General features: G+C 68.3%; 17 protein-coding genes. 6 read left to right on the top strand and 11 right to left on the bottom strand.

Translation table 11 applies throughout. The features are described from left to right. Positions 1-77 precede the first annotated feature (77 nt). Together ACIBG8_RS34535 and ACIBG8_RS34530 are read left to right on the top strand one after the other, a co-directional pair. On the top strand, positions 78-659 hold the full coding sequence (locus ACIBG8_RS34535; RefSeq protein WP_397347281.1) for a TetR/AcrR family transcriptional regulator: 582 nt from the start codon (positions 78-80) through the stop codon (positions 657-659). After that, on the top strand, positions 640-2,106 hold the full coding sequence (locus ACIBG8_RS34530; protein WP_397347280.1) for an MFS transporter: 1,467 nt from the start codon (positions 640-642) through the stop codon (positions 2,104-2,106). Before ACIBG8_RS34535 ends, ACIBG8_RS34530 begins: the two co-directional genes overlap by 20 nt. Here ACIBG8_RS34530 and ACIBG8_RS34525 read toward each other — a convergent pair. Next, positions 2,090-3,004 carry an alpha/beta hydrolase gene (locus ACIBG8_RS34525; protein ID WP_397347279.1) on the bottom strand — a complete coding sequence of 305 codons (915 nt, stop codon included), beginning with the start codon at positions 3,002-3,004 and terminating at the stop codon, positions 2,090-2,092. The two genes, ACIBG8_RS34530 and ACIBG8_RS34525, sit on opposite strands and share 17 nt — an antisense overlap. Before the next feature lie 34 nt (positions 3,005-3,038). Here ACIBG8_RS34525 and ACIBG8_RS34520 point away from each other — a divergent pair, with 34 nt between their 5' ends. The 3 genes from ACIBG8_RS34520 to ACIBG8_RS34510 all read left to right on the top strand — a co-directional run bounded on the left by ACIBG8_RS34520 (position 3,039) and on the right by ACIBG8_RS34510 (position 7,203). Next, positions 3,039-3,965, top strand: coding sequence for an aldo/keto reductase (locus tag ACIBG8_RS34520; protein ID WP_397347278.1), 927 nt, complete (start codon positions 3,039-3,041; stop codon positions 3,963-3,965). A gap of 105 nt (positions 3,966-4,070) precedes the next feature. After that, positions 4,071-5,651: a glycosyl hydrolase family 18 protein gene (locus ACIBG8_RS34515; RefSeq protein ID WP_397347277.1), complete on the top strand. Its 1,581-nt coding sequence runs from the start codon at positions 4,071-4,073 to the stop codon at positions 5,649-5,651. 70 nt (positions 5,652-5,721) lie between these two features. Continuing rightward, positions 5,722-7,203 (top strand): APC family permease, encoded by a 1,482-nt coding sequence (locus tag ACIBG8_RS34510; RefSeq protein ID WP_397347275.1) that lies wholly within the window; start codon positions 5,722-5,724, stop codon positions 7,201-7,203. A 7-nt stretch (positions 7,204-7,210) separates the two neighbouring features. Here ACIBG8_RS34510 and ACIBG8_RS34505 read toward each other — a convergent pair whose 3' ends face one another. The 6 genes from ACIBG8_RS34505 to ACIBG8_RS34480 form a co-directional block, all read right to left on the bottom strand. Beyond that, a complete protein-coding gene (locus ACIBG8_RS34505; protein WP_397347274.1) occupies positions 7,211-8,833 on the bottom strand; it encodes a cation acetate symporter in 1,623 nt (540 codons plus the stop codon). Continuing rightward, the gene (locus tag ACIBG8_RS34500) at positions 8,830-9,159 is read right to left on the bottom strand and encodes a DUF485 domain-containing protein (RefSeq protein ID WP_397347273.1); all 330 of its coding nucleotides are present in this window, start codon (positions 9,157-9,159) and stop codon (positions 8,830-8,832) included. The genes ACIBG8_RS34505 and ACIBG8_RS34500 overlap by 4 nt, the downstream gene beginning before the upstream one ends. 183 nt (positions 9,160-9,342) lie before the next feature. Continuing rightward, complete coding sequence (locus ACIBG8_RS34495) at positions 9,343-10,158, bottom strand: carbohydrate ABC transporter permease (protein ID WP_397347272.1); 816 nt, start codon at positions 10,156-10,158, stop codon at positions 9,343-9,345. Next, positions 10,142-11,035 carry a carbohydrate ABC transporter permease gene (locus ACIBG8_RS34490; RefSeq protein WP_397347271.1) on the bottom strand — a complete coding sequence of 298 codons (894 nt, stop codon included), beginning with the start codon at positions 11,033-11,035 and terminating at the stop codon, positions 10,142-10,144. Before ACIBG8_RS34490 ends, ACIBG8_RS34495 begins: the two co-directional genes overlap by 17 nt. Further along, positions 11,032-12,261: an ABC transporter substrate-binding protein gene (locus tag ACIBG8_RS34485; RefSeq protein WP_397347270.1), complete on the bottom strand. Its 1,230-nt coding sequence runs from the start codon at positions 12,259-12,261 to the stop codon at positions 11,032-11,034. The genes ACIBG8_RS34490 and ACIBG8_RS34485 overlap by 4 nt, the downstream gene beginning before the upstream one ends. Positions 12,262-12,293: 32 nt before the next feature. Beyond that, positions 12,294-13,445 carry a trans-sulfuration enzyme family protein gene (locus tag ACIBG8_RS34480; RefSeq protein WP_397347269.1) on the bottom strand — a complete coding sequence of 384 codons (1,152 nt, stop codon included), beginning with the start codon at positions 13,443-13,445 and terminating at the stop codon, positions 12,294-12,296. 11 nt (positions 13,446-13,456) lie between these two features. Between ACIBG8_RS34480 and ACIBG8_RS34475 the strand changes: the two genes are divergently transcribed. After that, a complete protein-coding gene (locus ACIBG8_RS34475; RefSeq protein WP_397347268.1) occupies positions 13,457-14,434 on the top strand; it encodes a LacI family DNA-binding transcriptional regulator in 978 nt (325 codons plus the stop codon). On the opposite strand, the gene ACIBG8_RS34470 is transcribed toward ACIBG8_RS34475, so the two are convergent. The 4 genes from ACIBG8_RS34470 to ACIBG8_RS34455 are packed head-to-tail and all read right to left on the bottom strand — an operon-like array spanning position 14,428 to position 18,211. Next, entirely contained in the window at positions 14,428-15,906 is a 1,479-nt protein-coding gene (locus ACIBG8_RS34470) for a cation acetate symporter (RefSeq protein WP_397347267.1), read from the bottom strand. The genes ACIBG8_RS34475 and ACIBG8_RS34470 overlap by 7 nt on opposite strands. After that, entirely contained in the window at positions 15,903-16,277 is a 375-nt protein-coding gene (locus tag ACIBG8_RS34465; protein WP_397347266.1) for a hypothetical protein, read from the bottom strand. The genes ACIBG8_RS34470 and ACIBG8_RS34465 overlap by 4 nt, the downstream gene beginning before the upstream one ends. Further along, positions 16,274-17,014 (bottom strand): LytR/AlgR family response regulator transcription factor, encoded by a 741-nt coding sequence (locus ACIBG8_RS34460; RefSeq protein WP_397347265.1) that lies wholly within the window; start codon positions 17,012-17,014, stop codon positions 16,274-16,276. The genes ACIBG8_RS34465 and ACIBG8_RS34460 overlap by 4 nt, the downstream gene beginning before the upstream one ends. Positions 17,015-17,047: 33 nt before the next feature. Then, on the bottom strand, positions 17,048-18,211 hold the full coding sequence (locus ACIBG8_RS34455) for a sensor histidine kinase (RefSeq protein ID WP_397347264.1): 1,164 nt from the start codon (positions 18,209-18,211) through the stop codon (positions 17,048-17,050). Positions 18,212-18,637: the final 426 nt, after the last annotated feature.

The raw sequence follows: 18,637 nt of genomic DNA, 5'->3' as shown, positions 1-18,637 counted from the left end.
AAATCCATGCCAAGGAGGGGAGATCAGCGTGTGCTACAGTTGAGACAACTTTGTCGCAAATGAAACGGATATGTCTGATGGCGGTGGGACGTGAGCAGATCGTCACGTCGGCGATCCAGCATCTGAACAAGAGCCCGACGGCCTCGATGGCGCAGGTCGCCGAGGCTGCGGGGGTGAGCAGGGCCACGCTGCACCGCCACTTCACCAGCCGCGAGGAGCTGCTGGAGGCCATGGGGACGCGGGCGCTGGACGCCTGGGAGGCCGTACAGCAGGCCGTAAATCTCCATGAAGCTCTCAAGAACCCAGACGCGGAAGCGGTCGAGCGCACGCTGCGCGACCTTCTCGCCGGGCTGGTCGAGGTGGCCGACGAGCACGGGTTCGCGCTCACGGACTACATCCTGGAGGAGCACCCGGGGCTGCAGGCGCGCTGCGACGAGCTGGAGACGCACGAGATCGACCTCATCACCGCAGCTCAACGGCTCGGCGTGCTCCGTGCCGATCTCCCAGCGCGATGGGTAAGTAACACCGTGTACGGGGTGTTGGTCACCGTACGGGAGAGCCTGCGCCGGGGGGACATCGCGCGCAGGGACGCGTCACGACTCGCCGTCGAGACGTTCATGCACGGCACCGGGGGACACCATGACGCTCGCCAAGCCTGAACTCAAGCCGCATCCGCGCAGGTGGGGCGGCCTGGCCGTGCTGTCGGCGAGCTTGCTGCTGGTCGTCATGGACATCACCATCCTCAACGTGGCGCTCCCGGCGATCTCCGAGGACCTGCGCCCGGACCCGGTGTCGCAGCTGTGGATGGTGGACGTCTACGCGCTGGTCGTGGCCGGTCTGCTGGTCACGGTGAGCTCGCTGGGCGACCGGTGGGGGCGCAAGAAGATGCTGATGACCGGTTTCGCGGTCTTCGGCCTGGCCTCCGTGCTGGTCCTGTGGGCCGACTCCCCCGGCGACGTCATCGCGATCCGCGCGCTGCTCGGCGTCGGCGGTGCGATGATCATGCCGTCGACGCTGTCGATGATCAGGACGCTGTTCACCGACGCCAAGGAGCGGGCGACCGCGCTGGGCGTGTGGGCGGCGATGGCGGCCGTGGGCGGCGCGCTCGGCCCGATCCTCGGCGGGCTGCTGGTGGAGAACTTCAGCTGGCACGCCGCGTTCCTGGTGAACGTCCCGGTGATGGCCGTCGCGATCGTCGCGGCGATCTTCCTGCTGCCCGACTCGCGCAACCCGGAGCCCGGCCGCTGGGACCCGCTCGCCACGGTCCTGTCCATCGTCGGCATGGTCGCGCTCGTCTACGCGATCAAGCACGCGGCCAAGGACGGCCTGCTGGAGCCGACCGTGCTCCTGTCGGCCGCCGTCGCCGCCGTCACCCTCATCTGGTTCGTACGGCGGTGCCTGTCGCGCCCCGACCCGCTCCTGGAGCTGCGGCTGTTCAAGAGCACCTCCTTCACGGCAGGCACGGTGACCGCGCTGACCACGGAGCTGGCCATGGCGGGCATGATGCTGCTCATGGCCCAGTGGATGCAGCTCGTCATGGGCTACTCGCCGCTGGAGACCGGCATCAGGCTGCTCCCGACGGCCGTCGGCGCGTTCGTGATGTCGCCGCTGGCGCCGTCCCTGGCCAGGAAGATCGGCGCGCGCACCGTGCTGGCCGGGGGCCTCGCGGTGTCGGCCATCGGGATGATCATCCTGTTCGTGGCGCCCTCGCCGCTCGGCTACCTGCCGGTCGCGTTCTCGCTGCTGCTGGTCGGAGCGGGCATGGGCGCGCTGGCCATCGCCTCAGCGGTGATCATGTCGGGCGCGCCCGCCGAGAAGGCGGGCAGCGCGGCCGCTCTGGAGGAGACGAGCTACGAGCTGGGCGGCGCGCTCGGCGTCGCCATCCTCGGCTCGGTGGCCGCCGCGGTCTACCGCGCCGACATGCCGGGCAGCGACTCGATCACCCAGGCCCTGGACATCGGCGGGCAGGTGGCCGAGCGGGCCAAGGTCGCCTTCACCGACTCGCTGGCGGTGACGGGGCTGGCGGGCGGCGTCCTCATGCTGCTGGCCGCGCTGACCGTGTGGTGGCTGACGCCGCGCTCGCTCGACCTCAGCGAAGGACACTGAGCAGCATCGGGTAGGCCCGGTGCAGTTCCCGCTGCCAGAAGGTGTGGTTGTGCCCGCCGGTGTAGTAGTGGGTCCGCACCGGGATGCCCAGCTCGTCCAGGCGGCCGGTGAACGCCTGCGCCGCCCGGTAGGCGAGCCCCTCGACGACGTCGGCGTCCCGGCCGGAGGCGACGTAGAGCTTGACGCCCTTCAGCCGGGCCGCCTGGTCGTAGGGGTTGTGCGCGCGCCAGACGTCCTCCTGCTCGACCGGGTCGCCCCAGATGCGCTTCCAGTCAGTGCCGAAGCAGCCGACCGTGGTGCCCAGCATCACCGCCTGCGGCACGCCCGGCTGCAGGATGTGCAGGGCGCCGCTAAAGGAGGCGGCGGCCTGGAAGTACCCCTTCGCCGCGTAGAGCATCGCCCCCTGGCCGCCCATCGAGTACCCGGCGATCGCCCGCCGCTTCCCGGCGCGGTAGTGCTCCTCCAGCAGCGGGAGCAGCTCCTTGAGATGGTAGGTCTCCCACTTCGGCGAGCCGCTCCGCCAGTCGGAGTAGCTGCCGCACTTGCCGCCGTCCGGCATCACCACGATGACGTCGTCGTTCACGGTGAGCGCGTCGACGTCGGTCTTCGCCGTCCAGGAGGTGTAGGAGTCGAGGCCGCCGTGCAGCAGCCAGAGCACCGGCCAGGTGCGGTCGGCCTCCTTGGACCACCCCTTGGGCAACAGCAGCCGGACCTTCGTGTCAGAACCCAGCGCCTTCGAAGAGATCGTCAGCTCCATCCGCCTGGAGTCGACGCGCGTCTCCGTGACGTTGTCAGGCCGCGGGGCGGGCTCATCGTGGCGTAACGCCAGGACGATCAGTACGGCCAGCCCACCGGCCAGCACCGCGCCGATCAGGCACCCCCGCAGCCGGGCCGCCATGAAGCCTCCTATTGGATGTCGGGATAATAGCCGGATGAGATCAATCGGCACCACGAATCTGACCGTTTCCCCCATTTGCCTCGGCACCAATGTGTTCGGCTGGACCGCCGACCGGGACACCGCGTTCGCGGTCCTGGACGCCTACGTGGCGGGTGGCGGCACCTTCATCGACACCGCCGACGTCTACCCGGCCTGGGCGACCGGCGAGTCGACCTCGGAGATCATCATCGGTGAGTGGATGGCGTCGCGCGGCAACCGCGACGAGGTCGTGCTGGCGACCAAGGTCGGCATGCTCACCGACTACACCGGGCTGGCGCCGTCGACCATCAGGGCCGCGGTGGAGAACTCCCTGCGCCGCCTGCAGACCGATCACATCGACCTCTACTGGGCGCACGTCGACGACAGGACGATCCCGCTCGTGGAGTCGCTGGCGACCTTCGACGAGCTGGTCAAGGAGGGCAAAGTGCGGCACGTCGGCGCGTCCAACTACGGGGCTGAACGGCTGGCCGAGGCGTTGCGCGTGTCCGCCGAGGAGGGGCTCACCCCGTATGTGGCGCTGCAGCAGGAGTACAACCTGGTGGAACGCGACTACGAGGGTTCGCTGCGGGACGTGGTGGCGACGGCGGGACTGTCCAGCGTGCCGTACTTCGGGCTGGCCCGCGGCTTCCTGACCGGGAAGTACGCGCCCGGCGTCAGCGTGGACAGCCCGCGCGCGGGCAAGGCGGCCGAGTACCTCGACGTGCCCAGGGGCCCCCGGGTCCTGGAGGCGCTGGCCAAGGTGGCCGCCGAGCACGGCGTGGAGCAGGCGACCGTCGCCCTGGCCTGGCTGGCAGCGCAGCCGACGGTGACCGCGCCGATCGCCAGCGCCAGGAACGTGGAGCAGCTGCGCCCGCTGCTCGCGGCAGCCGAGCTCGTCCTCTCCCAGGACGACCTCACCCTTCTCGACAACGCCTCACGCTGACCTGGGACGCTATACACAACAGTTAACTTTCTTTACAATAATGAGGTGAGTTTGCCGCTCGCGCACCCCCCAATTCGCCGCGGCACCCGCAGAAGGGCAGTTCTCATGACGCGATTTCCGCGCCCGTTAGTCCTGGCAGCCTCATTACTCCTCGCAGCGCTCGCCGTCCTGGTCACCCAGACCTCGGCCAGCGCCGCCAACCTGCTCACCAACCCCGGTTTCGAGACCGGGGCCCTGTCCCCCTGGACCTGCACCGGCGGGCTCGGCTCCGTCGTCGCCACCCCCGTGCGCTCCGGCGCCAAGGCGCTCGCCGGGGCGGCCGGCTCGTCCGACACCGCGCAGTGCACCCAGACCGTGACCGTCAAGCCGAGCACCGCCTACACGCTGAGCGCGTGGGTGCGCGGCAGCTACGTCTACCTCGGCGTGACCGGCGGCCCCTCGACGTGGACCTCCTCGCCCTCGGCGTACGCGCAACTGACCGTGCCGTTCACCACGGCGGCGGGGCAGACGAGCGCGGTGGTCTACCTCCACGGCTGGTACGGCCAGGGCACCTACTACGCCGACGACGTCAACTTCGACGGGCCGGGCACGCCGCCGACGTCCACCCCGACGCCGACGGTCACCCCAACCGCAACGCCGACGGCCACCCCCACCGTGACCCCGACCGTCACGCCGACCGTGACCCCCACGGTCACGCCTACCGCGACGCCGACAGTGACGCCGACCGGCGGCACCTGCGCCGTGAAGTCCAAGCCAGCGGGCAAGGTGTTGCAGGGCTACTGGGAGAACTGGGACGGCGCGTCCAACGGCGTGCACCCGCCGTTCGGCTGGACCCCGATCACCGACGCGCGCATGGCCCAGCACGGCTACAACGTCATCAACGCCGCCTTCCCGGTGATCCGCTCCGACGGCACCGTGTTGTGGGAGGACGGCATGGACGCCACCGTCAAGGTCTCCACGCCTGCTGAGATGTGCCAGGCGAAGGCCGCGGGCGCGACGATCCTCATGTCCATCGGCGGCGCGGCGGCCGGGATCGACCTCAGCTCCAGCACCGTCGCCGACCGGTTCGTGGCGACCGTGGTGCCGATCCTGAAGCAGTACAACTTCGACGGGATCGACATCGACATCGAGACCGGGCTCACCGGCAGCGGGTCCATCGGCACGCTGTCGGCCTCGCAGTCGAACCTCATCCGCATCATCGACGGCGTGCTCGCCCAGATGCCGTCGAACTTCGGCCTGACCATGGCGCCGGAGACGGCGTACGTGACCGGCGGCTCGGTGACCTACGGCTCGATCTGGGGCGCGTACCTGCCGATCATCAAGAAGTACGCCGACAACGGGCGGCTGTGGTGGCTGAACATGCAGTACTACAACGGCAGCATGTACGGCTGCTCGGGCGACTCCTACTCGGCCGGAACCGTCCAGGGGTTCGTCGCGCAGACCACGTGCCTGAACAACGGGCTGGTCATCCAGGGCACCACGATCAGGGTGCCGTATGACAAGCAGGTCCCCGGCCTGCCCGCACAGCCTGGAGCGGGTGGCGGTTACATGTCGCCGTCGCTGGTGTCGCAGAGCTGGAACAGCTTCAGCGGGCAGCTCAAGGGCCTGATGACCTGGTCCATCAACTGGGACGGCTCGAAGAGCTGGTCCTTCGGCGACAACGTCAAGTCGCTGCAGGGCCGCTAGCCGTTGACGTGATCCCCGAGCGGGCGGATCCTCTGATCACGGGGATCCGCCCAGCTCAGGGAGGTTGGCCATGGACGAAGAACTGCTGTCCGAGCGGGTGGCCGGAGGGATCCTGCCGAAGGTCCTGACCACGTTCGACATGGTCGCGATCTTCGTGGCGATCGTGCTGTTCATCACCAACGCCGCGGTCATCCAGAGTGCGGGGCCCGCCGCCTTCGGGTGGTGGATCATCGCGTTCGTCCTGTTCCTCATCCCCTGCGCGATCGTCACCGGGCAGCTCGGCGCGATGTTCCCGGGCGAGGGGTCCATCTACCTGTGGACCACCAAGGCGTTCGGGCCGTTCTGGGGGTTCTTCGCGGGGTTCTGCGCGTGGTGGCCCGGCGTGCTCGTCATGGTCGCCACCGGCACGCTGACGATCTCCTTCCTCGGGTACGTCTTCCCCGGGGTCGGCGCGCTGCCCGTGCAGGCGCAGGGCGGGCTGATCGTGGTGATCCTCGTGCTCGCCGCGGTGCTGGCGGTCCTGCGGTTCAGGCTGACCCAGAACCTGGTCAACGTGGTGTTCATCGCGTACGGCCTGGCCATCCTGGCCATGTTCGCCGCCGGGGTCGTGCACGTCCTGCGGAGCGGGGCGGCCACCGATCCGTGGGACTTCGCCGCGTGGAGCCCGTCGGCGGAGCACGGGGTCAACTTCGCGAACTGGAGCTTCTTCGGGCTGGCCGTACTCGCGCTGCTCGGGGTCGAGGTGCCGCTCAACATGGGGGTGGAGATCAAGCAGGAGCGGGCCGTCACCAGGTACCTGCTGTGGGGGTCGCTGGCGGTCATGGCGGCCTACCTCATGGCCACGTGGGGGGTGATGGTGTCGGTGCCCGCGTCGTCGGCCGCGGGGATCACGGCGGTGGCGGCCGCGGTGGGGGTCGGGCTCGGGGCCTTCGCGGGGAAGCTGGTGGCGCTCGTGCTGGCGGCGATGTTCTTCATCATCACGGTGGTGTACAACTACTCGTTCGCGCGGCTGATCTTCGTGTCGGGGCTGGATCAGCGGTTGCCGCGGATCGTGAGCCACGTGAACGCGCAGAAGGTGCCTGACGTGGCGGTGTGGATCCAGACGGTGCTCGCCGGGGTGTTCACGGCGGTGGCCTTCGTGGTGGTGCCGTTCGCGTCCGCTCGTCCGGCTGACGCGCAGACGGAGGTGTACAACGTGCTGCAGGCGGCGGTGACGGTGATCTGGTGCCTGTCGATCGTGGTGCTCTTCGTGGACGTGCTGATCATCCTGCGTCGCTATCGTGCCCAGTTCGAGGCGCGGCGCCTGGCTTCACCCGCGGTCTTCTGGGTGGCCTCGATCGTGGGGGCGCTCGCCTCGCTGGTGGGCGTGGTCTCGACGCTGTCCGGCTCGTGGACCCCGCTGATCACCAACAACGCCGGTACGGTCTCCCTCTTCGGCGCGCAGATCGCCTATGGGACATGGTTCTGGCTCGTGGGAGGGATCGCGCTGGCCTCACTGCTCGTGGGCGCGTTGCTCTACCTCATGGGGTACGGCGCACGCCGTACCCCATGAAGTGAACTCAGTGACCTGTTGCCTTTTCTGCGCCCACGCCCGTGAGGGAGCGGACCTCGATCTCGGCGTACTTGGCCGCGTTGTACTCCTTGCTGAGCACCGTGCCCAGCCACCCGAAGAAGAAGCCCAGCGGGATCGAGATGATGCCCGGGTTCGACAGCGGGAACCAGTGGAAGTCCACCCCCGCGATCAGCGCGGTCACCGGCTTGCCCGCCGCAGGAGCAGGCGCAGAGACCACCGGCGAGAAGATCACCAGGATCAGCGCCGAGCCGAGGCCACCGTAGATGGCCGACACCGCGCCCGCCGTGTTGAACCGCTTCCAGAAGAGGCTGTACAGGATCGCGGGCAGGTTGCCCGACGCCGCGACGGCGAACGCGAGCGCCACCAGGAAGGCGACGTTCTGCTTCTGGGCCAGGATGCCGAGCCCGATCGCGACGGCCCCGATGACGAACGCCGCGATCCTGGCGACCACGACCTCCTCGCGGTCGGTCACGTTGCCGCGCTTGAAGACGTGCGCGTACAGGTCGTGCGCGAAGCTGGAGGACGAGGCCAGGGTGAGACCCGCCACCACCGCGAGGATCGTGGCGAAGGCGACGGCGCCGATGAAGGCCAGCAGGATCGTGCCGCCCACGTCGCCCATGAAGTAGGCGCCGATCTCCTTGGCCAGCTGCGGCGCGGCGATGTTGCCCGCCGTGTCGGTGGGCGCGAACTTGACCAGTGCGGCGGCGCCGAAGCCCAGGACGAGGGTGAGCAGGTAGAACGTGCCGATGATGCCGATGCCCCACAGGACCGACTTCCTGGCGTCCTTCGCCGTCGGCACGGTGTAGAAGCGGATGAGGATGTGCGGCAGGCCCGCCGTACCCAGGACCAGAGCGAGTCCGAGGCTGATGAGGTCGAGCTTGCCCGCCAGGCCCTGCGCGTCCGTCGCGTACTTGAGGCCGGGCTCCAGCATCTTGTCGCCCTTGCTGCTGGCCTCGGAAGCGGCTCCGAGCAGGGACGACAGGTTGAAGTTGTACTTGGCCAGCACCAGGATCGTGATCAGCGCGGCACCGCCCATGAGCAGCACGGCCTTGACGATCTGCACCCAGGTGGTGCCCTTCATCCCGCCGAAGACGACGTAGACGACCATGAGGACGCCGACACCGACGATCGTCCACGCCTTGCCCGCCGGGTCGGTGATGCCCAGCAGCAGCCCGACCAGCGCGCCCGCGCCGACCATCTGCGCCAGCAGGTAGAAGATGCTGACCACGATCGTCGACACACCGGCAGCCGTGCGGACCGGGCGCGGGCTCATCCTGAAGGCCAGCACGTCGGCCATCGTGAACTTGCCCGAGTTACGCATCAGCTCGGCGACCAGCAGCAGCGCCACCAGCCAGGCGACCAGGAAGCCGATGGAGTAGAGGAAGCCGTCGTAGCCGAACAGCGCGATCAGCCCGGCGATGCCCAGGAACGAGGCGGCCGACATGTAGTCGCCGCCGATGGCCAGGCCGTTCTGCACACCGCTGAACGAGCGGCCACCGGCGTAGTAGTCGGCGGCCGTCTTGGTGTTGCGGCTGGCCCAGAAGGTGATGACCAGCGTGAAGGCGACGAAGACCAGGAAGAGGATGGTCGCCAGCGTCTGCGACGTCACTTGGCCTCCTCCTCGACCTCGTGACGCAGCTTGTCGGCAAGCGGGTCCAGCTTCTTGTTGGCGTGCCTGGCATAGGCCCAGGCGATCAGGAAGGTGGACACGAACTGCAGGAGGCCGAAGACCAGGCCGACATTGATGTTGCCGAGCAGTTTGATGCCCATGAAGTCACGCGCCCAGCCCGACAACACCACATACAGCAGATACCAGGCAAGGAACGCCACGGTCATCGGGAAGACCCACGAGCGGAAGCGGCGCCGGAGTTCCTGGAACTCCCCGCTCGCTTGCACCCGTTCGTAGACAGATGTGTCGTGTTCTCGTGTTGTCACGGAACCTCCCGCTTTATGTGATGCAGATCACGCACAAGGTAAGAGCGCAAACTACCCTCCGTGTAGGGGGTAGGTCCCGCTCTTCGCCGAGGCGTCTACGAAGGGCGGTCAGTTGGTCCCGGCTTGCGGTGAATGGTCGGATTAATGCGACCAGAGGGAGATCGACGGACAGTTAACATCCGGTCAGCCCTTAACCGCCCCTGCGGTCAGCCCTTCGACGATGAAACGGCGGATGGCGGCGAAGAGCACGAGGGTCGGGATCACCGACACCACCGTGGCCGCCGCCATCGAGCCCCAGTCGATGTCGTACTGGGTGATGAAGGAGTTCATGGCCACCGGGATCGTCTTGGCGTCCTCGCTGTCGATGAACGTGATCGCCAGGAACAGCTCGTTCCAGCACTGCACGAACCCGAAGATGAACGTGGCCGCGATCCCCGGCACCATCACCGGGATCACCACCCGGACCATCGCCACCAGCCGGGAGGCGCCGTCCACCTGCGCCGCCTCCTCCAGGGCGACCGGCACCCGCTCGTAGAAGCCGCGCATGATGATCGTGGCGAACGGCACCAGCATGGCGACGTACACGACCATCAGCCCGGCCAGCCGGTTGAGCAGGTCGAGGTCGGACATCAGCAGGTAGAGCGGCCCGAGCGCGATGAACAGCGGGATCATCTGGGTGACGAGGTAGGCCATCATCAGCGCCCCGCGCCCGGGGAAGGCGAAGCGGGCCAGCACGTAGCCGCCGAGCACCCCGATCGCCGTGACCACGGCCGCGGCGACCAGCGAGACGAACAGGCTGTTGAGCAGGTAGCCGCCGAAGTCGGCGAAGGAGAACAGGTCGGCGTAGTGGTCGAACGTCACGCGGGACGGCCAGTAGCGCAGCGGGATCGCGAAGATCTCCGCCTTGGGCTTGAGCGAGGTGACGACGATCCAGTACAGCGGGAACAGGGTGATCAGCAGCCACCCGCCCAGCACGAGGACCTTAGCGAGCCGTTTCATCTGGGGACCTCGTGGCGTTGAGATAGAAGATGCTGAAGGCGAGCAGCAGCCCGAGCACGAGGAAGCCGACCGCGCCCGCCCTGCCGTAGTCGCCGCCCATGACCTGCTGGATGAGGAAAGTGGTGACGATGTCGGTGCTTCCCGCCGGGCCGCCGCCGGTCATGGAGTAGATGAGGTCGGGGAAGTTCAGGATCCAGATCACCCGCAGCAGCACGATGAGCGCCAGGGTGGGCCTGATGTGCGGGAGCGTGACGTGCCAGAACTGCCGCAGCCTGGACGCGCCGTCGACCTGGGCCGCCTCGTAGAGCTCCGCGGGCACCGACTGCAGCGCCGCCATGATCATGATGGCGAAGAAGGTCACGCCGTACCACACGTTGGCCACGACCACCGAGGTCATCGCCCAGCCGGGCGAGGCCAGGAAGCCGATCTTCTGGTCGATCAGCCCGGCCTTGAGCAGCAGGTCGTTGATCACGCCGAACTGGCCGTTGAACATCCACCGCCACAGCAGCCCGATGAGGAACCCGGACATCGCCCACGGGAAGAACACCCACGCCTGGTAGAACCCGCGTCCCCTGAAGTTCTTACGCAGCAGCAACGCCAGCCCGAACCCCAGCACGAACTGGAAGAACAGCGACACGGCCACCCACACGAAGGTGTTGCGCAGCGCCGTCCAGAACCGGTCCTCGGCCAGGACGGCGTCGAAGTTCTCCAGCCCGACGAAGGGCGTGGAGGTGAGGTCGAACAGGTTGTAGCGCTGGAACGCGATGATCGCGCCGCGCAGCATCGGGTAGTAGGTGAAGATCGCGACGAACACGATGCCCGGCAGGAGGCACAGCCCGATGAACCGGGCCCTGCGCAGGGTGAACGCGGGTCTCACGAGCCCTGTTCCGCCCAGAACGCGTCCCACGACTTCAGCACCTCGGCCACGGTCTTCTTGCCGGTGATGAGCGCCTGCACGTCCCGGTCGGAGTCGACGAGGAACTGGCTCCAGCCCGGGTAGTCGACCGGCCTGATGGTGATCACCTGCTTGGGGTCCTGCTGCGCCGCCAGGTACGCCTTCCAGGCGCCCTGGGAGAACTGCGGGTCGTTCTGCGCCTGGCGGGAGATCGGGATCAGCGAGTTGCCCTTGGCGAAGCGGATGCTCTGCTTGGCCTCGGACAGGAACTGCACCAGCTTGACGGCCTCTGCCGGGTGGGCGCTGAAGGACGTGGCGCCCCATCCGGCGTAGCCGACGGGCTGGTAGGCGTAGCCGGTCGGGCCCTTGGGGATCGGCGCGGTCGCCCACGCCTTGACGCCGCTCTCCTCGACGGTCTTGATCACCTCGGGGTCCTGGATGAGCATTCCGGTCACGCCCGAGGTGAAGCCCTGGACCATCTCCGGGTAACCCCACGAGACCGAGTCCGGCGGCGAGGCCTCCTTGAAGATCTTCACGAACAGGTCGAGCGCCTGCGCGGCCTCGGGCGTCGAGAAGATCGTTCGCTTGTCCTTCAGAAAGAAGGATTTTTCGGGATTGAGGGCTTCGCCGTTGTAGGCGCTGATCATCTGGACCGCGTAGTCGGCGCCGCCCTTGCCGCCCCTGAAGGAGTAGCCGAAGTGGCCGCCCGTGGTCATCTTCTTGCCCGCCTCGTACAGCTCCTGCCACGTCGTGGGCGGCTGGGTGACGCCGAAGTCGGTGCGGTAGAACAGCGTGCGCTGGTAGAAGCCGTACGGGATGAGGTAGCGCTTCCCGCCGACCTCCGCCGCCTTCTTCTGGGCCAGCTCCGTGAGGTCCGACCAGCCCGGCCAGTCGGGGAGCTCGCGGAGCCAGCCGTTGTTGGAGAAGGACTTGGCCGTGTGGTCGCGCACTTCCAGCACGTCCAGGTCCTTCTTCGTCTGCAGGATCTGGGTGATCTTCTGGTCGGCGCTGTCCAGCGGCGGCGAGATCAGCTCCACCTCGACCCCGGGGTTGGCCTTCTCGAAGTCGGCGAGCAGCGACTTGATGAGCTTGGTCCGCTCCGGACTGGTCAGGCTCTCGATCATCCGCAGCTTGACCGTGCCCGAGCCGGAAGAACCACATCCGGCCAGCACCAGGGCCATCGCGGTGACCACGGCTAAGAATCTCATGGGGGTGCCTCCGAACTATGACAGCGCTGTCATCACGCTAGGCGACGAACCCCCTCCAGCGCTAGAGCCAGATCCGCGATGAGCGTCCCGGCCGCCTCCAGGCCCACCGACAGCCGCACCAGCCCCACCGGGATGCCCATCGTGGCCCGCACGCTCTCCTCGATGGTCACCGCCGGGGTGATCACCAGGCTCTCGAACCCGCCCCAGCTCACCCCGATCCTGAAGTGGCGCAGGCGTCCCGCGAAGGCGGCCACCTCGGCCCGGTCGTCGCTGTCCAGTTCCAGGCTGAACAGCCCGGAGAAGCCGCTCATCTGCTTCAACGCCGGATGCCCTGAAAAAGCAGGATGATTTACGGCGCGCACCTTTTCGTGCGAAGCGAGAAACTCGGCAACGGCCAGGCCGCGTTCCTGGTGTGCCGCCATCCTGACCGGCAGCGTGCGCAGCCCCTTGATCGCCTTGGCGGCGTCGTGCGGCGACATGGCCGCGCCGTACAGCTGGTATTCGGTCAGGGCCAGCGGCCTGATCAGCTCGGTCGAGCCGCACACGACGCCGCCGACCAGGTCGCTGTGGCCGCCGATGTACTTCGACAGCGAGTGCACCACCAGGTCCACCCCGAGCGTGATCGGCTTCTGGAAGATGGGTGTGGACCAGGTGTTGTCCATCATGGTCCGCAGGCCGTGCTCGCGCGCCCACCCGGTCACCGAGGCGATGTCGACGACGGCGTAGCGCATGTACGACGGTGACTCAAAGTAGAGTAGTCGCGTGGTGTCCCTGATAGCGCTGTCACAGCCTGCGAGATCCTCGACGTGCGTATGCGTGACGCCGTACTTCTCCAGGTAGCGCAGAAACTGCGTGGTCGGCCCGTAGATCGCGCCGAGCACCAGCACGTGGTCTCCTGCCGAGACCAGCGAGCTGATCGCCGCCGAGATCGCGCCCATGCCGGAGCCGAAGCACTTGGCCCGCTCGGCCCGCTCCAGCGCGGCCAGTTTGCGCTGCAGCAGGTCCACGGTCGGGTTGGTGCCCCGCCAGTAGACGTACCGCTCGTCCTCGTCCTTGATCGCCTCGCTCAGCTCGGCCACCGAGCCGAAGGTGAACAGCGAGTTCTCGAACACGGGCGGATTGACCGCCCCGAGCTGCCACGGCTCGTCCTCGCCCAAACGGCCACAGATCCAGTCGTCATCCATGGGGGGACCCTATGACACCGCGCAAGCCCACGATGATCGACGTGGCCAAGCACGCGGGGGTCAGCCTCAAGACCGTCTCGCGCGTGGTCAACCAGGAGCCGCACGTCAGCGCCGAGGTGGCGGCCAAGGTGCAGGCGGCGATCGGAACGCTCGGCTACCGGCGCAACGAGGCGGCCGCCCGGCTGGCCCGCGGCGCCTCGATGCTGACCATCGGGCTGATCATGGAGAACATCTCCAACGAGTTCTACTCGCGGCTGGCCAAGTCGGTGGAGACGGCGGCGGCCGACCACGACGCCCTGGTCGTGTTCGGCTCCTACGAGGAGCGGCCTGAGCGCGAGCGCATGCTGGTGGAGTCGATGTACGCCAGGGGCGTCGACTCGCTGATCGTGGTGCCGTCCGGCGGCGACCACTCCTGGATGGCCGAGCATCCCGGCCTGCGCGCGGTCTTCGTGGACCGCGTCCCCGCCGGGGTGCCCGGCGCGGACGTGGTGATGCTGGACGACCTCAGGGGCGGCAGGCTGGCCACCGAGCACCTGATGGCGCGCGGCCACCGGCGCATCGCGCTGATCTCCGACGACGCGCGGCTGAGCTCGGTGCACGAGCGGGCGGAGGGCTTCAGGCAGGCGCTCGGCGCCGTCGACGAGTCGCTCGTGGTGCACGGCGTCTTCGACCCGTGGCGGGTCAGCGCGGAGGTGAACCGGCTGCTCGACCTGGCCGACCCGCCGACCGCGTTCTTCGCCACGAACAACCGGGCCGCGATCGGCATCATCCAGGCGCTGCGGGAGCGCCCTGAACGCCCTGCCTACGTGGGTTTCGATGACTTCGCGCTGGCCGACGTGTTCAGCCCCGGCGTCACCGTGGTCCGCTACGACACGGGCAGGCTCGGCAGGAGCGCGGTCGACCTGCTGCTCGACCCGGCCGACGAGCCGCGGCAGATCAGGGTGCCGGTGGAGCTGGTGGTGCGCGGGTCGGGCGAGACGCCTCACTGATGCCTGGGCTGCCAGTCGCCGCGGTCGAGGTCGAGGATCTCGGGGGTGTGCAGGCGCACCATGGTCCTGGCCACGCCGGCCGGGACCCGGTGCGGGGTCAGGAACGACACCGCGACCATGACGGTGAACGCGACGGGCACCGTCCAGGCCGCCGGTTGGGCGAGCAGCGCGCCGGCCAGCCCCTCGAACGGCCCTGCGGTGATCTGCGCCATCACCGCAGCGCAGGCCAGCCCGCCGCCGACGAACAGCCCGGCCAGCGCGCCGGTCGAGGTGAGCCTGCGCCACCAGATGCCCAGCACGAGCAGCGGGCAGAACGACGAGGCCGCCACTGCGAACGCCAGCCCCACCACGTCGGCGACCGGCAGCGCCCTGGCCCACAGCGCCAGCCCGAGCGGCACGGCGACGGCCATCAGCGTGGCGATCCTGAACGAGCGCACCCCGCCCTTGAGCAGGTCCTGCGCGATCACGCCGGCCACGGACACGGTCAGCCCCGACGACGTCGACAGGAACGCGGCGAACGCCCCGGCGGTGACGAGCGCGGTCAGCAGGTCCCCGAGGGTGCCGCCGACCATGCGGCCGGGCAGCGTGAGCACGACCGTGTCCGGCCTGGTCAGGTCGGACGCGTAGATCCTGCCCAGCCAGCCGTAGATCGCCGGGAGCAGGTAGAACGCGCCGAGCAGCGTCAGGACCACCAGCGTCGTACGGCGGGCCGCCCGCCCGTCCGGGTTGGTGTAGAAGCGCACGAGCACGTGCGGCAGCCCCATCGTGCCCAGGAAGGTGGCCAGGATGAGCGAGTAGGTGGAATACAGCCCGTACTCCTTGCCGCTCGACAGCGGCAGCGCCCAGACGGGGTCGGCGACCTGCGGCGACCCGTCCGCCGACCACGCCATCAGCAGGAACACCACCGGCAGCCCGAGCGCGGTCAGCTTGATCCAGTACTGGAACGCCTGGACGAACGTGATCGACCGCATCCCGCCGGACAGCACGTTGACCGCGACCACGAGCGCCACCAGCAGCCCGCCGACCCAGACCGGCGCCCCGGTGATCGTGCGCAGCACCAGCCCGGCGCTCTGGAACTGCGGCATCAGGTAGAGCCACCCGATCAGCACCACCAGGACGCTGGCCGTACGCCGGACGGTCATCGACTCCAGGCGCGCCTCGGCGAAGTCCGGCAGCGTGTACGCACCAGAGCGCCGCAACGGCGCCGAGACCAGCACCAGCAGCACGAGGTAGCCGCCGGTCCAGCCGACCGGCAGCCACAACATGTCGGCGCCGTAGGTGACGATGAGCCCGGCCACGCCGAGGAAGGACGCGGCCGACAGGTACTCGCCGCCGATGGCCGAGGCGTTCCACAGCGGGCTGACCGTGCGGGAGGCGACGTAGAAGTCGGAGGTGGTGCGCGACAGCCGCAGCCCGAACGCGCCGATGAGGATCGCCGCCAGGACGACCACCACCACGGCCGCCAGGCTCATTGGCGTTCGACCAGGTCGGCGAAGTGGCGCTCGTTGTGCTCTGCCTGCCGTACGTAGAGCCAGGCCCCGATCACGAAGGCGGGGTAGATGAGCGCGGCCAGGATCGCCCACGGCAGCGGGATGCCCAGGATGCTGGCCGAGTCGAGCTCGGGCACCAGGAGGAACAGCAGCGGCAGCCCGCCGACCACGCACGCCAGCACCGTGCACACGAACAACGCCAGCCGGAATTGCGTACGCAGCAGCGAACGCATGTAGACCTCGCCGAGGTGGGTCTGCTCGTCGATCTCCCTGGTGGCCGGGTAGCGCGTGCGCCGCGCGGCGGCCGTGCGGGGACTGGTGACCGCTACCCGCTTGGGCCGCTCGGCCTTCATGTCGCCTTCCTCGCCCTTCTGACCAGCAGGTCGCGCAGCTCCCTGGTGTGGCGGCGGCTGACCGGGATCTCGGTGTCGCCCACCCTGACGGTGCACCGGCCGGAGTCGATGTGCAACTCCTCGATGTGCTTGACCGCGACCAGGTGGCTGCGGTGCACGCGGACGAACCCGGAGGAGGCCCAGCGCTCCTCGAGGACGGCGAGCGGGATGCGGACCAGGTGGCTGCCCGACGGCGTGTGCAGGCGGGCGTAGTCGCCGTGCGCCTCGACGTAGAAGACGTCGGCGCTGGAGACGAAGCGGGTCACGCCGCCCAGCTCGACCGGGATGGTGTCGGACTCCCCCGTCTCGACCTGGACGTCGGCCGAGACGCAGACGCGCCTGATCGCCTCGGCCAGCCGTTCCGGGCGGACGGGTTTGAGCAGGTAGTCCTCCGCCTTGATCTCGAAGGCGTCGACGGCGTGCTCCTCGTAGGCGGTGACGAACACGACCCGCGGCGGGTTGGCGAACTGCGACAGCAGCCTGCCCAGCACCACGCCGTCCAGGCCGCGCATGCGGATGTCGAGGAAGACCGCGTCGACCGGGCGGCCCTCGGCCATCGCCCGGTCGAGTAACCGCAGCGCTCCCGCGCCGTCACGCGCGGTCAGGACCTCGCCGATACGCGAGTCGGCCCGCAGCAGGTACGACAAGTCCTCCAACGCGGGCAGCTCGTCGTCGACCGCTAGTACGCGCAGCGCCATAGACAGTGATGAAACAGACATAAGCTCCGGAGGTCAACGGGCTGATACGCCTGGGTGATACTTCGGCAACCGGACGTTGACCTTCGTCCCGGCGTTGTGCCCGGTCTCGACCACCAAACCGTACTCGTCCCCGTACACCTGGCGCAGCCGCTCGTCCACGTTCGCCAGGCCCACGCCGCCCTCGCTGGCCACCTCACCGGCCAGGACCAGGCGCAGCCGTTCGGGATCCATGCCGAGCCCGTCGTCCTCGACGCTGATGCGGCATTCCGCTCCGGCGTCCTCGGCGATGATGGTGATCCTGCCGACGCCCGCCTTGCTCTCCAGGCCGTGCCGTACGGCGTTCTCGACCAGGGGCTGCAGGCAGAGGAACGGCACGGCCACCGGCAGCACCTCGGGCGCGATGCGCAGCGTGACCTGCAGCTGGTCGCCGAACCTGGCCCGCTCCAGGATGAGGTAGCGGTCGATGGAGCGCAGCTCCTCGGCCAGCGTGGTGTAGTCGCCGTGCCTGCGGAAGGAGTAGCGGGTGAAGTCGGCGAACTCCAGGAGCAGCTCGCGGGCGCGCTCGGGGTCGGTCCTGACGAACGAGGCGATCGTGGTCAGGGAGTTGTAGATGAAGTGGGGGGAGATCTGCGCTCTGAGCGCGCGGACCTCCGCCTCCATGAGGAGGGTCCTGGAGCGGTCGAGCTCGGCCAGCTCCAGCTGGGAGTCCACCCAGCGGGCGGTCTCCTGCGCGGCGCGCACGAGGCCGGCGGAAGAGTGCGGGCCGTAGGCGGCCAGCGAGCCGGTGCTCAGGGGGACCACGACGGCGTGCCTGATGGGGCATTCGAGCAGCTCGCAGTCGATGGCGAGCACCTGGATGCGGCCGTCCTTGAGCGTGGCCGCGGCGTGTTCGAACGCCTCGTGCGCGTGGTGCTCGCCGTCGCCGTCGTAGACGAGCAGGCGCTCGCCGTCGGTGATGGCGATCGCCGGGGAGCCGAGCAGCTCGCGCAGGTGCTTGGACGCCTTCTCCGCGCCTTCCTGGGTGAGCCCGGCGCGCAGCGGGGGCGCGGCGAGGGAGGCGGTGTGCAGCGTCTCGAACGTGGCCCGCTCGGCAGGGCTGGTCCCCAACTCCCGCCGCCCACGCAGCACCCGCCACAGCACGATGGCGGGCACACCGACCAGCACGACGACCAGGGCCAGGACGAGCACGACTTCCACGGGGCGTGAGCCTACCTCCACCAAAACCGAGTTACCCACTCGTGATAGCACTCGGCACTCTAATGCATTAAGACGCCCTTTTCCCGAACACACCTAGCGTCTCCGCACAGAACAGGAGCCTTTCGATAAAAGACCACTCACAGCAGATCATTTTTGCGAAGGGTAAAAAATCACCACATCTCTGGAGAAAAGCATGTCCCCAAAGAAAGATCCTGTCGTCTTCGCTGTCACCAGAAGTACCTTGAACCGCTGGGCGGGGACCACGTGGCGCTTTGCCACAGCCGTCATCTTGCTCACCGCTCCAGCGATCGCTTTCCCCTTCTACCGCTCCCTGATCTCACCGAATCGATGCATCTGATCGCCATCAGCATCTGGATCAAGAAATACCTGAAGTAGTTTCTCTGAAGAGTCACCGTTAAGGGCGTA

The organism is Nonomuraea sp. NPDC050556 (assembly GCF_044457355.1).
GTDB lineage: Bacteria > Actinomycetota > Actinomycetes > Streptosporangiales > Streptosporangiaceae > Nonomuraea.
Note: the sequence above shows the minus strand (reverse complement) of the source record. Positions and strands in the feature narration are given on the sequence as shown.